We start from the raw sequence: 14,940 nt of genomic DNA on the forward strand, positions 1-14,940 counted from the left end.
CCAGGACGAGAAATTGGCGGCGCATGAAAAGAGATTGCTTCGCGTTGAGTCAAAGGTTGGAGTTTAGAACCGGATACCCAGGGAATTTGGATAATAGGAACAATAATTTTTTCCAAATAACCTAATCTCCCAATTCCCAGTCGCAAATTTCCCAATTACCAAATTTCCTCGACAACGCGATTGCCCAAAAACCGCATCATTATGGTATAATTCACAAAAGAAGAGAAAAAAGGTATGACGCTATTAGTTGAGGCCAGGGCTTCAGCGTGATTTGTTCAGCCGCGCTCGGGGTAAAGGAAAAAAAGATGGACGAAGAAATAAAAAATATAACAAAGCGGATCGCCGAAAAATTTAATCCCAGAAAACTCATTCTCTTTGGCTCGTCTGCTTTAGGTGCGAGAAAAGAAAATAGCGATGTGGATTTATGCGTAGTTAAAGACTATATCCAAGATCGGACAATGGATTCAGTCGCGATCAGGAAAATTATTGGGAAAAATTTGATACCTTTTGATATTGTAGTTTTAGGCAGAGATGAATATGACAGCCGGAAAAATATTTGGGGAACTTTGCAGTATGAGATAGATAAAAAGGGAATAGTTCTTTATGAGCGCAGAGATTGAAAAAGAGAAAGCCGTAATAATAGGCGAATGGGAGCGGAGAGCGCTTGATGACCTTGTATCGGCGGAAATCATATTGAAGGAGAGCGATAAATATGAGATTTCCGTCTATCATTCGCATCAGGCAGTTGAAAAATTTTTGAAAGCAAACCTGTTAAAACTGGGGCAAACATTTAAATTCACCCACGATATTGATGTTTTGTTCGAACAAGTTTTTGGCGATGATAAAGATAAGGCGGCAGCCGAAAAAATCGCCCATCTTAACGCTTTATATCCGTCTTTAAGATATCCCTTTGGGGAAAAGATAACCAAGGACCAGGCGATTAATTGCCTGGCGATAGCAAAAGAAGCGATTAGCCGGTTGCGAAAATAGTCGTGGCGGTGGAAGGCTATGGGAAATAAGGGGGTTAGACATAGAAGATAGAAGCTTGTTTCAAGAATCCACAGTCCAGCATCCAATTTCATAATTAGCTTCCGAAACTATGGCCAAGATAACCTCAAACGATTATTTCATGTTATAATTGCTTCCTCAGGGGGTATCATCATGCGAAGCGATAATATTAAAAAAATGGGGCCGACCCGCGCCTTAGTCCACGCGACAGGCGTTTCTGATAAAGAACTTTCAAAACCATTTATCGGCCTTGCTTCCTCATTTACCGACTTGGTGCCGGGGCATGTTGATATGCGATCGCTTGAAAGAGTTATAGAAAAAGGGATACATGCCGGCGGCGGAGTTTCATTCACATTCGGCCTTCCTGCCATTTGTGATGGGATCGCCATGGGACACAAGGGGATGCATTATTCTCTGCCATCGAGAGAACTCATAGCAGACACTGTTGAAACAGTCGCAGAAGCCCACCAATTGGATGGTTTAATATTGCTCACCGCTTGCGACAAGATAACACCCGGAATGCTAATGGCGGCCGCGCGATTAAATATCCCTTCTATTATAGTTACAGCAGGCCCAATGCTCGCAGGTTGTTATAAAGGCGAGAGGCTTGATCTTGTCCACGACGCTTTCGAGGCAGAAGCGGCTTACAAGCAGAAAAAAATATCAAAAAAAGATTTCGATAGTTTAATTTTAAGCGCGTGTCCCGGAGCCGGTTCGTGTTCCGGTTTATTTACCGCAAATACTATGGCCTGTGCGACGGAAGCGATGGGAATGTCCTTGCCATTCTGCGGGACATCCCTTGCCGTATCTTCCAAGAAAAAAATGATCGCCTATGAAAGCGGCAAAAGGATAGTTGAGTTGGTATCCGAAAATCTTACTCCAAGAAAGATCATGAACATGAACTCATTCATGAATGCGATACGCATCGATATGGCGCTTGGCGGATCGACGAATGCTGTATTGCATCTGACAGCGATCGCGCAGGAAGCGGGGATCGATCTGACGCTTGATATATTTGACAAGATAAGCCGTGAAACCCCGCATATTACAAATATCCGCCCCGGCGGAAACCATTTTATGGAGGATTTTGAGAATGCCGGCGGCATTCCCGCCGCTTTTTCCGTCCTTCAAAAACTCTTGAAAGATAATCCAACAGTTTCAGGGATGTCGGTCAAACAGATCGCAAAATCTGGAGTTGTTTATGATCGCGAAGTCATAAAAACATTGGACAATCCGTATCATAAGCAAGGAAGCCTCGCCGTTCTTAAAGGAAACATCGCTCCTGAAGGGGCAGTTGTAAAACAAACCGCGGTTTCACAGAAAATGATGAAATTTTCGGGAGAAGCGATTGTTTTTGATTCCGAAGATGCGGCGCAAAAAGCGATCGTTTCCGGTAAAGTCAAAAAAGGGCATGTTGTTGTCATAAGATATGAAGGGCCAAAAGGCGGACCCGGGATGCGGGAGATGCTTTATCCAACATCGGCTATCGCCGGTATGGGGCTTTCTGATTCAGTCGCATTAATTACTGATGGGCGATTTTCCGGTGGAACAAGAGGTCCATGCATTGGCCACGTCGCGCCGGAAGCCGCTTTAGGCGGACCGATCGCGGCTGTAAAAAATGGGGACGTTATTGATATAGATATTCCGAACAGGAGAATAGAGTTGCGGGTAACGAGCAGCGAGTTGAAAAAACGATTGGCGGCTGTAAAACCGCATGAGCCGAAGATCAAAGCCGGGTGGCTTGCGAGATATCAGAAGCTTGTAACTTCGGCAAGTGTGGGCGCTATACTTAAGTAGGATAGCAGGAGGTCACTCTGAAGGGAAAATGAAAACAGATAAAATTGATGAAAGTTTAATTAAAGATGCCGCGGCTAAGATAGCGGCAAAGCTTAATCCTAAAAAAATTATTCTTTTTGGGTCGCATGCATGGGGGAAAGCTTCGGGAAGCAGCGATTTAGACCTTTTTATAATAGCACCTTCGGTTTTACGTCGAGATGAAAGGGGGGTTGAAGTTTCCAAACTTTTTCCAGATAGGTTGTTCCCACTCGACGCGCTTGTATATACCCCGGAAGAAGTTGAGCAAAGTTTAAGGCGAAAAAATCCGTTTGTGAAAGAAATTTTGGAAAAAGGGAAAATTCTCTATGGCGCCTGATTCTTTAAATTTTGAGGATTGGTTTTTAAAAGCGGGAAATGAGATAAAAGCCGCTGATGGGATTTTCTTCTATTATGAAGATCCGCCGACGGACATGATCTGTTATCATGCCCAACAGGCGGCGGAAAAAACGCTTAAAGCTTTTTTGATCTATAAGTCCGAACTGGCCCCCAAAACGCATGATTTGGTTGAACTTGTAAATTTGTGTATTAAGCAGGACAAGGATTTTTTAAGCCTGAAAGAGCTTATTGAAGTTTTAAATAAGTATTATATTGAATCAAAATATCCACCGGACAATCCTATTATTTATTCTAAAGACGAAGCAAAGAGCGCTATAGCGCTAGCAAAAAACATTTTGAAATTTTCAAAAAGCAAGGTCTCAAAAGGGGCGGTGTTAAGATGAGCCTCCCAAAATATTTCAAAGGAATATTGTGGTTCGCAGATTTCAATAAACTCTCCCTAAAAGAGGACAGAAATATTATTTTGTTCCAAGCGCTTGAGAAGGGTAGAATGGAGCACCTCAAATATCTGAAAAACAAGCTTGGCGCAAAAGCGATCGTTGATTTTGCAAGAAAAAATTCGAATAAATTCAGCAGGAAAAGCGTATTAACTTTCGCGGAAACGGTTTTTGGTGGCAAATAGGATGCAGCCGCTTCACTTTGAGGTCCTTGATGAGAAAAGAATTAAAGCGTTCAAGGATATTTCCGCTATATTGGACGAAAAATATTATCTTGCCGGTGGCACAGCGCTGGCTCTTCAGCTCGGGCATAGAAAATCCTATGATTTTGATGTTTTCGGGAACAAAGATATAACTTTTGCCGTTAAAAAAAAGATTATAAAAGGGCTTAGCGGCTATAAGATCAAAACGCTTGTAGATTCCTCCGATGAATTAAGCCTTATCCTTAATGAAGAGATCAAACTTACAGTCCTGAATTATTATTGGGATCCGATAAAGTCGCTTGTAAAGCTTAAAGGCTATCTTCCTCTTCTTTCAATATTGGATATCGCGGCAACAAAAGCATACGCACTTGGAAGAAGAGGCAATTACAGAGACTATTTCGACCTTTATATTATCATAAAAAATGAGTATGCGACTTTAAGAGCCATAATTTCTTGCTGTAAAAAAAAGTATGGAGAACTCTTCAGCGAAAAGATGCTTCTTGAGCAATTGACCTATATTGGCGATCTGGACGAAAAAGAAAAACTCATGTTTTCTTCGGAGAAATTTGTTCCGTCGAGGAAAATAATAGAGTTCTTTAAAAATAAGATCAAGGGGAACTCGCATTAAAGAAGCGTGCTATACTTAGGAAGGCGTAATGCGTAACGCGCGATGCGGGATGCGAGGGGGAATTATATGAAAGACGCAGCTGTTAATTGGTTTGCAAAGGCAGATCTGACAAAATATGCGCAAGCAGGAGATATTGTTGATCGATTTGTAAAATAAATGTTAAAATGAAAATAACAAAAAGATCGAAAGAATATTTTATAGATAATATTTCGCGGACAAACCAGGTTGTTTTTACAGTGCTCATAGTCGGCACATTTGTAACAGGGTTCAATATTATTGTTTTTATTATCGGCAGTATTATTTTTCTTTTACTTTTGCTTGCAGGAACTTTTTTAACATCAAAAACGGAGGATCAATAATATGAACCAATATTTAAGCTTGGTGCCGATGGTGATATTTTTAGTTGTAGTTTTGATCTTTGTGGCTATTGTTGCGTTTAGCGGCAAGCCGCCGAAGGGGATACTATAGGGGCTATCGGCGCAAGCAGGAGATCAGGCAAAAAATCTGATAAAGTGAAGGCAGGGCATAATATGGCAAAAGAATATGAATTAGTTGTAAATAATTTTTTGGATAGGATAAGCGCCTTAAGGCCAAGCATCAGCAGCATGTATCTTTTCGGTTCGCATGCAAGAGGGACCGCTCGACCGGATTCTGATTATGATATTCTCATTGTTGCGCCTAAAAAAAATAAGGAATTAAAAAGCAAGCTGTATGACGCTGTAATGGATATTGAGTTGGAAAAGGGCGCGGACATTTCGTTGAAAGTGTTAAAACAGGACCAATTTGACAGGCTTCGGGAATTTAACACGCCATTCATTAAAAATGTTTTAAAAGAAGGGATTAAAATTGCATAACAGCGCGTTAATAAAAGAATTTATTTCGGAAACTAAGAAGATTTTAAAGATCTAGAAAGAAGTTCCTGTTGACTGTTGTTGATTGATAATTAGGAGGAAATAATCATGAAAAAATTAATATTGTTCCTGGCCCTGTGCTCTGCTTTCTGCTTTCTGCTGTCTGCTGTCTTATTTGCCGATGTGCCGAGGACAATAAATATCCAGGGGCGATTGACGCAAAAAGATGGCGCGCCGATAAAAGACGGCCACTATGATTTCACGTTTTTCTTGGTAGATGAAAATAACAACTTCATGTCAACGATACTTAACGGTATAAACCCGATAGTAAATAATACAAACAAGCAAACTCTTACTATAGATAAAAATGGGATATTCAATGCAATCCTTGAATTTGATCCAACATTTAGTTTTGATCCCGCTGTTTATCAGATCAAAAAAATTGTTTTGGTTTCCAATGTCATAATTGACCCAGGTCAGCCCAAGGGGGTTGGCTTTGCGCAAGATATTACAGCTGTCCCTTATGCGATAAATGCTGCAAATGCCGATAAGATCGGCGGAAAAACTTTTGATGAAGCGCTAAAAGCAAGTGGTGTTTCCGTAGGCGGTGGAGGCGTTGTTAACGAAAAATTTGATCATTTGTATGTTGGCGATCAAAACAAAAATCATATAACTATGGTACCGCAAGGCAATAGTCTGGCTATATATGCTAAAGGAAATTATGTTGGCATTAATGCTGTTGGTTATAGTTTTGGCGGAACATTTGAAGCTGATCCTGTTAAAGGAGTAGGGGTTTCTGGAGCTGGTGGAATTGGCGTGCAGGGCATTGGCGCAACATATGCTGGTGGTATTTTTTATGGGCCAAATATAGGCGTTTTCGGTGCGTTATCTAGCGGACCACAAAATGGAAATAATTATGGCGTCTTAGGTGTAACGTCTATTGCTGCTGGGAAGTATCTTCCTGGCACCATTAATTCTTATGGGGTTGCAGGAGTATCAGATACGGGAACTGGCGTTTTCGGAAAGAGCGATCAATGGATAGCGATAGATGCAAAAACTAACTCGACAAAAGTTGAAGTGGCGGCTGTACATGGAGAAGCATCCAATTTTAAAGTGTTTGGCGAACTTGGGGTATCCCGTTATTTCGCAGGCGTTAATCCGCCCATGGGCGTATTTGGAACATCAACGGATATTGGCGTTTATGGTTCCGTCGGAGATTCCACCAAAGTGACGACATTGTCAACAAAAAACATCCCATCAATTGGTGTAGCTGGCTGGTCGCCAGATGGGAGAGGCGTGAGCGGGGGCAGCAGTAGCGGGACGGGGGTGTTTGGGGTCTCACAAGATGGTCTAGGCGGCAAATTTGAAAGCAAAAGCAGTGATGGTATTCATGCTTCGGGTATTTATGGAGTGTATGGCCTAAGTACTTCAAAAGATGGGATAGGAATATATGGCGCAAATGTTAATGGTATTGGAGTTAGAGGATGGAGCAGTACATCTATTGGAGGAAAATTTGAAAGTGTGAATGATGCAGGAATTTCAGGATATAGCATGAAAAGCAATGGCGTCCATGGGATTAGCGATCAATCATACGGTGTCTATGGAATTAGCAAAAGCGATTTAACCGCCGGAGTGCGCGCGCAAAACCAAAATGGCGGCCCCGCATTGTTTGTTGACGGCCCAATTCAAATGCCTGCAGGCAACGCCTCTGTAACTAGCGGCTCGCCCACAGCGACAATAAATAAGGCTGTTGGCAGGGTAAATATTTCCGGGACATCCCAGTTTGATGTAACGGTAAATAATTCTTATGTGCATAAGGATTCTATTATATTATTGACTATAATAAATTCTAATTCTAATTATGATCAGGCTGTGACGATCAAAAATCAAGTTAACGGGGCATTTACTGTCGGGTTCCGCTCAATAACTCAAGGGTTCAATTTTCTTGTTATAAATTAATCTATAATGAATAACACGTATATTAATAAGGAATTGCTTGCAATACTGGATAAATATAGCCCCATGCTAGTATATTATTTTGGGTCGGCGTCAAGGGACAAGATGGGGCCCATGAGCGACATTGACCTGGCGGTTTTATGGCCTGAAAATGAAAATACCCCAATGGTAAAAAGCTTGATCCTGCAAAACGAGATCCAAAGCCGGCTAAATAATAAAAAATACGAAATTGGCTGCCTGAATAACCAATCTTTGAGCTTTTGCTATTCGGTAATATCAACAGGCAGATGCATATATGGTTCGGATCCGAACAGGGTCGCTTATGAAACAAAGATATTGGACGAATATCTTGATTTCGGATATTTGTCCGATATTTATAACAAAGAATTCGACAAAAGGATACTTAAAAATGGATAATCATGGTCAATATTGAAGAAATACACCATAGGCTCTCGGAAATAAAGGAAGCGCTCGATTATCTTGAAAGCTCGCATGAACAAATGCGGTCGAGCAGGGATAAGTTTTTACTTGGAAGATATTTCTTGCAGGTAATGCTTGAGGCTGTATTCACGATAGGCAACCAAATAATATCCGATGCCGGGCTCAGAAAACCTTCAAATTATAAGGATATCCTGCTGATATTAAAAGAAAATGGCATAATAAGCGCAAATGAACACGAAACAATGATAAAATTTGCGGACCTAAGGAACCGGCTTGTGCATACTTACTGGAAAATTTCTTCAGAAGAACTTTTGGAAATAAGCTCTGATCTTATGATATTCCATAATTTTTCAGGAATTATAGTGAGATATATTTCAAAAAAATAACAAATGGAAAGCTCAGGCGCAAAAGCGCTCCTCGAATCCCTAAAGCACGAAGGCGTGGATATCATATTTGGATATCCAGGCGGCACTGTCCTGCCTATCTACGACGCGCTCTACACTTTCAAAGATATTAAACATATCCTCGTTCGCCATGAGCAGGGGGCGGCGCATGAAGCTGATGGATATGCCCGCGCAACAGGCAAAGTTGGCGTGTGCCTTGCGACATCAGGACCAGGCGCTACAAATTTGGTTACGGGAATTGCAACAGCAAACATGGATTCGGTTCCTATGGTTGCCATTACAGGCCAGGTTGCAACAAATTTAATAGGAAAAGATTCTTTCCAGGAAGCGGATATTACCGGCATCACAATGCCGGTCTCAAAGCATAGTTTTCTTGTAAAAAACGCGGATGACCTGCCAAGGATCGTAAAAGAAGCTTTTTATATAGCAAAGTCGGGAAGGCCGGGGCCGGTGATCATCGATATCCCAAAGGATATACAACTTAAGAAGATAAAATTTAATTATCCGGATAAAGTTGATATTCCAAGCTACAAGCCGAACATGGCCGGCCACCCGAAACAGATAAAAGAAGCCATCGCGCATATCGTGGCATCAAAAAAACCTGTCATTTATGCCGGAGGCGGGGTTATCTTGTCTAATGCCGCGCATGAATTGAAAGAGTTCGCAGAAAAATACAATATTCCTGTCACAACTACACTTTTGGGCAAAGGGGCTTTTCCCGAAACCCACGAGCTTTCCTTGGGGATGCTCGGGATGCACGGGACAGCATTTGCTAATTACGCCGTGACGGACTGCGATTTGCTAATTGCGATAGGTGCCCGTTTTGATGATCGAGTGACTGGGCATATTGAACATTTCGCGCCGAACGCAAAAATCATCCATATCGATATCGACCCTGCTGAAATAGGAAAGAATGTAAAGATCGATGTCCCGATAGTCGGCGACGTTAAAAATGTGCTTAAAGCGATACTAGGAAAAGCCTCTCCAAAAGGAGCATGCGAAGAGTGGATGAGCCAAATTGCCGATTGGAAGGCCAAGTACCCGCTTTCTTATAAGCAAGTTGGCGGCAGTATTAAACCGCAATATATTATCGAACAGATATACGAATTGACAAAAGATAAAGATACAATAATCTGCACAGAGGTTGGCCAGAATCAGATGTGGGCGGCAATGTTCTATAAATACACAAGGCCCAGGTCTTTCATAAGTTCCGGGGGACTGGGTACTATGGGATTTGGACTTCCTGCGGCGGTTGGGGCGCAATTCGGGCGGCCGGACGCGATCGTCTGCGATATCGCGGGGGACGGTTCGATCCAAATGAATATCCAAGAGTTAACTACCGCGGTAAATAATAGATTGCCGATAAAAATTTTTGTTTTGGACAATTCTTTTTTAGGGATGGTCAGGCAATGGCAGGAAATTATCCACGGGAAAAGATATTGCGCGACAAACCTTTGCGCGAATCCCGATCTTGTGAAAATAGCTGAAGCGTATGGCGCCAAAGCTTTTCGCGTTGAGCAACCGGAAGAAGTAAAAGAGGCGATCAAGCGCGCGTTAGAGATAAAAGACGGGCCGGTCCTGGTTGACTTTGTTGTGGCAAAAGAGGAAAATGTTTTTCCTTTTGTCCAGCCGGGGCAAGCGATCAATCAGATGCTGATTGATTAATGACAAATTACAAATGCCATGCCTACCGGCAGGCAGGTCAAATGACAAATGATGGAGTTGTTTTATGAAACACACTATTTCTGTAATTGTTGAAAATAAACCCGGGGTGCTCTCGAGAGTATCGGGTCTTTTCGCGCGAAGAGGTTTTAATATCGAATCTCTTGCGGTGGGAGTGACCGAAGATCCGCAGGTTTCCCGTATGACAATTGTTGCCGAAGGCGACGAAGCGGACCTCGAGCAGATAATTAAACAGCTCTACAAACTTATTGATACGGTAAGGGTTTTTGACCTGCCGGCAGATAGATCTGTCGAGCGGGAATTGGCATTGATAAAAGTTTCCGCTAACGACAAGACAAGATCGGAGATAACCCAGATCGCAGACGTGTTTCGCGCAAGGATTGTCGATGTTTCGGACAATTCGATCATTATCGAGATCTCGGACGAACACTCGAATGTTGAAAGCATCGAAACAATGCTGCAAAAGTTTGGCATTAAGGAAATGGTAAGGACGGGAACGATCGGATTGCTGCGCGACTTGACACAAAATACAGTCTAGAGTAAGCTACATACACTATGTGTTAGTTGATTGCAGTATTGGCATATGGAAGGTGGAATGATGTATTTCAACCCGCAAGTAAAAGAAAAAAAAGAAGATTTTTATAATTATCAAATATTGCAGGAAGAGCTCAAAAAAGCTGTTTTAGATAAGTTGATCCCACTGATAGCAGTCTATGGGTTGAGGCGAACAGGGAAAACCAGCTTGATCCATGTGGTTCTTAATTCGCTGAAAAAGAAATATGTGTGGCTAGATGGGCGGGATATAGAATCCAGAGAAGATTTTCAGGTAAAAATTGCGAATGAAGTTAGGAAAATGAAGCGATTCAGCATAAAAACCATTTCCATTAAAGGTTTGCAGGTGGATATCGGGCTATTCAAAGAAGGGCTGAATTATTTAAATCAACGCAAAACGATCTTGGTAATAGATGAAGCCCAGTTATTAAAAAGAGCCCATTTAGATAAAATTGTCGCCTATATTTACGATAATTATCCGGATATTAAGATCATTCTATCGGGATCCGAGATCGGCATGTTGATGGCTTTTCTTGGGAAAGAAGATGCGCAGGCGCCGCTTTTCGGCAGGGCTGTTTTTGATATCCATACCCATAGGTTGGAAAAGGAGAATTCATTAGGCTTTTTAAGTATTGGCGCAAAACAAGCTAAATTAAATTTCAAAGAAAATGAAATCATGGAAACGATCGCCAATCTGGATGGAATAATCGGATGGCTTACAAAGTACGGCTGGTATCGGTTGAATTTTTCGCACAAAGAGGCCTTGCGCAAGACGATCCAAGACGGCAAGTATATCGCTAAAGAGGAATTCGGCAGGTTTTCGATCCGGTCGGAAAAGAAATATAATTCAATTTTAAGAACATTAAAAGGCGGGGCTGGATGGGAAGAGATAAAAAAGAAAACAAGGATTTCCGATAAACAACTCTCATCGATGTTAAAAAGAATGACAAGCTATGGTTTTATCGAAAAGCATGACCGGATATATACCATTGCGGACCCTCTTCTCGAGGCCGCTTTTTAAGATTTAGAAAGATGTAAGGACGGGAACGATCGAATTATTAAGAGGAGGAGTGGAGTAAAATGGCAAAAGTATACTACGAAAAAGACGCGGATCTCAATGTTTTGAAGGGTAAAAAGATAGCGATAATCGGTTTTGGGTCGCAAGGAGCCGCGCAATCGCAAAATCTTAAAGACAGCGGACTCGATGTAGTTATAGGACTAAGAGAAGGTTCGGCTCATTGGGAAAAAGTTAAAGAAGCAGGATTAACCCCAATGACTATCGAAGAAGCCGCAAAAGCGGCCGATATCGTCCAAATTTTAACCCCTGACGAAACTCAAGCCGATGTGTATAAGCAGTCGATCAAAAAATATATGAAAAAAGGCAAAACTCTGGCTTTCTCGCATGGTTTCAATATCCATTTCAAATTAATTAAACCATCAAAAGATATCAATGTCATCATGATCGCGCCAAAAGGCCCCGGCCCAATGGTCCGCCAGATGTATGTCCAGGGTGGAGGCGTTCCATCTCTCATCGCGATCCATCAAGATGCGACTGGCGATGCCAAACAAATAGCTTTAGCTCATGCCAAAGGGCTTGGAGGGGCTAGAGCCGGAGTTTTTGAAACAACTTTTAAAGAAGAAACAGAGACCGATCTTTTTGGCGAACAAACTGTCCTTTGCGGCGGCACAAGCTCGCTTATTATGGCAGGGTTTGAAACTCTGGTTGAAGCGGGATATCAGCCCGAGATGGCATATTTCGAATGCTGCCATGAGCTAAAACTCATAGTCGATCTGATCTATAAAGAGGGCATTGCAGGTATGCGCAAAGCGATCAGCAACACGGCTGAATACGGAGACCTGACCGTTGGCCCAAGGACAATCGACGCACGCGTCAAGAAAAATATGGCAAAAGCGTTAAAGAGGATCCAAACCGGAGCCTTTGCAAGAGAATGGATAAAAGAGAATAAAAATGGCTGCACCAATTTTAATGCCATGCGCGAAAAAGATAAAAACCATCAGATAGAAAAAGTCGGCACCAATCTTCGAGCTATGATGCCGTGGCTTAAGAAGTCCAATTAAATATAATGAAATATGGCAATAATTGTTCATAAATACGGCGGGACATCCGTTGGGACTCCCGAAAAAATAAACAACGCCGCAAGGCGTGTCAAAAGATTGCATGACGACGGGAATCAGATCGTCGTTGTCGTGTCGGCAATGGGCCATACGACGGATGAATTGATTGGCCTAATGGATAAAGTAACCTCAAACCCCAATCCTCGCGAATACGACATGCTTGTATCGACCGGGGAGCAGGTTTCGGCGGCACTTTTGGCCATGGCTCTTCAAGAATTGGGCTGTCCCGCTGTTTCATTGACCGGAGGCCAAGCAGGGGTTGAAACAGAGGACATTTATAAGAGAGCCCGCATAAAGGACATTAAGCTTAATCGCATCAAATCCGAACTAAAAGATGACAAAGTTGTCGTTGTAACCGGATTCCAAGGGATCGATAGTAAAGGCGATATCATAACGATCGGCCGCGGTGGATCGGATACCTCGGCGGTCGCAATTGCGGCGGCGCTTAAAGCGGATGTTTGTGATATCTATACGGATGTCGACGGCGTATATACGACTGATCCCAGGATCGAGCCCAATGCCCGAAAATTAAAAACAATTTCATATGAAGAAATGCTCGAGCTTGCTTCCCTTGGGGCGCAGGTCTTGCATCCTCGTTCTGTTGAATTGGCAAGCATCTATGGGATAGTTATTCATCTTAGATCCAGTATCAGTGAAATAGAAGGAACATATATCAAGGAGGCATCTGAAATGGAAAAGAAAGAAGCGGTGAGGGGGATAGCATTGGACGAGAATGTCGCAAAGATCGGCATCTTAAAAGTGCCGGACAAGCCCGGGACCGCCGCAAAACTCTTTTCCGCATTGGCCGACGATAAGGTAAATGTTGATATGATAGTCCAAAGTATCCATTCGGGCGGCGCTTTTGCCGATATGGCATTTACTGTTGAACGCCCCGATGTGAAAAAAGCCGTCGATGTCACACAAAAAATATCAAATACTCTTGGAGCCGAAAAAGTCGTTTCAGATCCGGGTGTTTGCAAGGTATCGCTTGTTGGCGTTGGGATGGTATCCCAGCCGGGCACCGCGTCACAAATGTTCAAAACGCTTTCCGACGAAAAAATAAATATTCAGATGATAACCACATCTGAAATAAAGATCTCATGTGTTGTGAAGCTTGAAGACGGCAAACGAGCAGTCAGAGCGCTGCATAAAGCTTTCAGATTGGATAAAATTGTTCAGTAATCTTTTTTTTGCAATAGTAGTCTCGTATCTTATTGGTTCGATCCCCTTTAGTTTGATCTTTGCGAAATTATTTACGGATACAGATGTTAGGCAAAAGGGCTCGGGCAACGTCGGCGCTACAAATGTCCTTGTCACGACCGGAAAAAAAAGAGCCGCGATCCTATCGGTGTTTTTTGATATTCTAAAAGGATTTGTCGCTGTCGCAATTTCTAAGATATTATTTGGAGCCGATATTTATGCCTATACTGCCGGATTGTTTTCGATAATAGGACATGATTTTCCTGTTTTTCTTGGATTCAAAGGCGGGAAGGGCGTTGCGGCCACGACAGGGGTCTTGATCGCTCTTAATCCAATAGCAATTTGGTTTTGTCTGCTGATCTATATTGTTTCGATCTCAATATCCCGCTATCTAATATTATCGAGCATAATTACGATCGGATTTATTCCCTTTATCTTGTGGTTTTTAGGTGAAGGGTTATTTGGCATAATATTTGGTATTTTGGCGTTTCTTTTAGCTTTATTCGTCCATCGTAATGATATAATAAGACTCCTTTCGGGCAAGGAAGCAAAATTTGATCGGGGCGTAGCTTAGCTTGGTGGAGCACTCGCTTGGGGTGCGAGAGGTCGGCCGTTCAAATCGGCTCGCCCCGATTCTAATCTTTTTTCGGAGCGTGGCTCAGCTTGGTAGAGCGCCTGGTTCGGGACCAGGAGGTCGTGGGTTCGAATCCCGCCGCTCCGACCAGACTGTACTCTGTGCGGTTTCGGCGGACGATGGGGAAAGGCCAGCAAAACAGCCCTGCGCGATTTTTCCCCTGTGTTCCGCCACAAAATTATACGGCTGCCGCCATTCCCATGAGCATATTGAGCAGTTATCGCCGCACCACATTCACCACACCGCAAAAGACCAACAAAAGGGAAATTATGGCCGCTTTTTGTTTTTCTAGGTTTTGAGTTATCTTTTAACACTTTTTGAACGGCTTCAAAAGTCGCTCGGGAAACAATTGGATCAAACTTGCCTTCGTAAGCTTCGCCGTTGTGGATTATCACAACTCAGGCGATCACTTAAACTTGCTAATGTATGCTTGCCATCTGCAAATTCTTCAAAGGCCAATTTGATAATTCTTGCTTTCACTGGATCTGGATCAATGTTTCTAGTTTTGGGATTATTCACATAGCCAAGCGGAGCCAATCCATTCCATTCACCGCGCCTGAGTTTTTGACGTTTCCCGCGCTTCACATTTTCAGATAAGTTATCTGAATAATAAGAAATAAGGGAGGGCATTATAA

The 14,940-nt window shown here is 42.6% G+C and carries 19 protein-coding genes and 2 tRNA genes; 20 read left to right on the forward strand and 1 reads right to left on the reverse strand.

Annotated elements, in window-relative coordinates:
- Positions 1-305: 305 nt before the first annotated feature.
- The 20 genes from HZC34_06220 to HZC34_06315 all read left to right on the forward strand — a co-directional run bounded on the left by HZC34_06220 (position 306) and on the right by HZC34_06315 (position 14,395).
- Positions 306-620 carry a nucleotidyltransferase domain-containing protein gene (locus HZC34_06220; GenBank protein ID MBI5701418.1) on the forward strand — a complete coding sequence of 105 codons (315 nt, stop codon included), beginning with the start codon at positions 306-308 and terminating at the stop codon, positions 618-620.
- The gene (locus tag HZC34_06225) at positions 604-990 is read left to right on the forward strand and encodes a HEPN domain-containing protein (protein MBI5701419.1); all 387 of its coding nucleotides are present in this window, start codon (positions 604-606) and stop codon (positions 988-990) included. The genes HZC34_06220 and HZC34_06225 overlap by 17 nt, the downstream gene beginning before the upstream one ends.
- Positions 991-1,161: 171 nt before the next feature.
- Complete coding sequence (gene ilvD / locus HZC34_06230) at positions 1,162-2,805, forward strand: dihydroxy-acid dehydratase (protein ID MBI5701420.1); 1,644 nt, start codon at positions 1,162-1,164, stop codon at positions 2,803-2,805.
- 28 nt (positions 2,806-2,833) lie between these two features.
- Positions 2,834-3,160: a nucleotidyltransferase domain-containing protein gene (locus HZC34_06235; GenBank protein MBI5701421.1), complete on the forward strand. Its 327-nt coding sequence runs from the start codon at positions 2,834-2,836 to the stop codon at positions 3,158-3,160.
- Entirely contained in the window at positions 3,150-3,563 is a 414-nt protein-coding gene (locus tag HZC34_06240; GenBank protein ID MBI5701422.1) for a HEPN domain-containing protein, read from the forward strand. Before HZC34_06235 ends, HZC34_06240 begins: the two co-directional genes overlap by 11 nt.
- A complete protein-coding gene (locus HZC34_06245) occupies positions 3,560-3,802 on the forward strand; it encodes a hypothetical protein (GenBank protein ID MBI5701423.1) in 243 nt (80 codons plus the stop codon). Before HZC34_06240 ends, HZC34_06245 begins: the two co-directional genes overlap by 4 nt.
- Positions 3,792-4,448 (forward strand): nucleotidyl transferase AbiEii/AbiGii toxin family protein, encoded by a 657-nt coding sequence (locus tag HZC34_06250; GenBank protein MBI5701424.1) that lies wholly within the window; start codon positions 3,792-3,794, stop codon positions 4,446-4,448. Before HZC34_06245 ends, HZC34_06250 begins: the two co-directional genes overlap by 11 nt.
- Before the next feature lie 164 nt (positions 4,449-4,612).
- Positions 4,613-4,807: a hypothetical protein gene (locus tag HZC34_06255; GenBank protein MBI5701425.1), complete on the forward strand. Its 195-nt coding sequence runs from the start codon at positions 4,613-4,615 to the stop codon at positions 4,805-4,807.
- A gap of 171 nt (positions 4,808-4,978) precedes the next feature.
- Positions 4,979-5,302, forward strand: a complete 324-nt coding sequence (locus HZC34_06260; GenBank protein MBI5701426.1) for a nucleotidyltransferase domain-containing protein — start codon at positions 4,979-4,981, stop codon at positions 5,300-5,302.
- A 105-nt stretch (positions 5,303-5,407) separates the two neighbouring features.
- A complete protein-coding gene (locus HZC34_06265; GenBank protein MBI5701427.1) occupies positions 5,408-7,258 on the forward strand; it encodes a hypothetical protein in 1,851 nt (616 codons plus the stop codon).
- A 6-nt stretch (positions 7,259-7,264) separates the two neighbouring features.
- Positions 7,265-7,672 (forward strand): nucleotidyltransferase domain-containing protein, encoded by a 408-nt coding sequence (locus HZC34_06270; protein ID MBI5701428.1) that lies wholly within the window; start codon positions 7,265-7,267, stop codon positions 7,670-7,672.
- Between the two features lie 2 nt (positions 7,673-7,674).
- Positions 7,675-8,082 carry a DUF86 domain-containing protein gene (locus tag HZC34_06275; protein MBI5701429.1) on the forward strand — a complete coding sequence of 136 codons (408 nt, stop codon included), beginning with the start codon at positions 7,675-7,677 and terminating at the stop codon, positions 8,080-8,082.
- Between the two features lie 3 nt (positions 8,083-8,085).
- Positions 8,086-9,765, forward strand: a complete 1,680-nt coding sequence (gene ilvB / locus HZC34_06280) for a biosynthetic-type acetolactate synthase large subunit (GenBank protein MBI5701430.1) — start codon at positions 8,086-8,088, stop codon at positions 9,763-9,765.
- Between the two features lie 64 nt (positions 9,766-9,829).
- Positions 9,830-10,321, forward strand: a complete 492-nt coding sequence (gene ilvN / locus HZC34_06285; protein MBI5701431.1) for an acetolactate synthase small subunit — start codon at positions 9,830-9,832, stop codon at positions 10,319-10,321.
- Positions 10,322-10,378: 57 nt separating this feature from the next.
- Positions 10,379-11,356 (forward strand): ATP-binding protein, encoded by a 978-nt coding sequence (locus HZC34_06290; GenBank protein MBI5701432.1) that lies wholly within the window; start codon positions 10,379-10,381, stop codon positions 11,354-11,356.
- 59 nt (positions 11,357-11,415) lie between these two features.
- Positions 11,416-12,414: a ketol-acid reductoisomerase gene (gene ilvC, locus HZC34_06295; protein MBI5701433.1), complete on the forward strand. Its 999-nt coding sequence runs from the start codon at positions 11,416-11,418 to the stop codon at positions 12,412-12,414.
- A gap of 12 nt (positions 12,415-12,426) precedes the next feature.
- Entirely contained in the window at positions 12,427-13,653 is a 1,227-nt protein-coding gene (locus HZC34_06300; protein MBI5701434.1) for an aspartate kinase, read from the forward strand.
- Positions 13,643-14,245 carry a glycerol-3-phosphate 1-O-acyltransferase PlsY gene (gene plsY, locus HZC34_06305; protein ID MBI5701435.1) on the forward strand — a complete coding sequence of 201 codons (603 nt, stop codon included), beginning with the start codon at positions 13,643-13,645 and terminating at the stop codon, positions 14,243-14,245. Before HZC34_06300 ends, plsY begins: the two co-directional genes overlap by 11 nt.
- Positions 14,231-14,304, forward strand: a tRNA-Pro gene (locus tag HZC34_06310). Before plsY ends, HZC34_06310 begins: the two co-directional genes overlap by 15 nt.
- A gap of 14 nt (positions 14,305-14,318) precedes the next feature.
- Positions 14,319-14,395 (forward strand) — tRNA-Pro (locus HZC34_06315).
- 264 nt (positions 14,396-14,659) lie between these two features.
- Here the strand turns inward: HZC34_06315 and HZC34_06320 are convergent.
- A complete protein-coding gene (locus HZC34_06320) occupies positions 14,660-14,935 on the reverse strand; it encodes a hypothetical protein (protein ID MBI5701436.1) in 276 nt (91 codons plus the stop codon).
- Positions 14,936-14,940 lie beyond the last annotated feature (5 nt).

The organism is Candidatus Saganbacteria bacterium (genome assembly GCA_016223245.1).
Taxonomy (GTDB): domain Bacteria; phylum Margulisbacteria; class WOR-1; order XYC2-FULL-46-14; family XYC2-FULL-37-10; genus JACRPL01.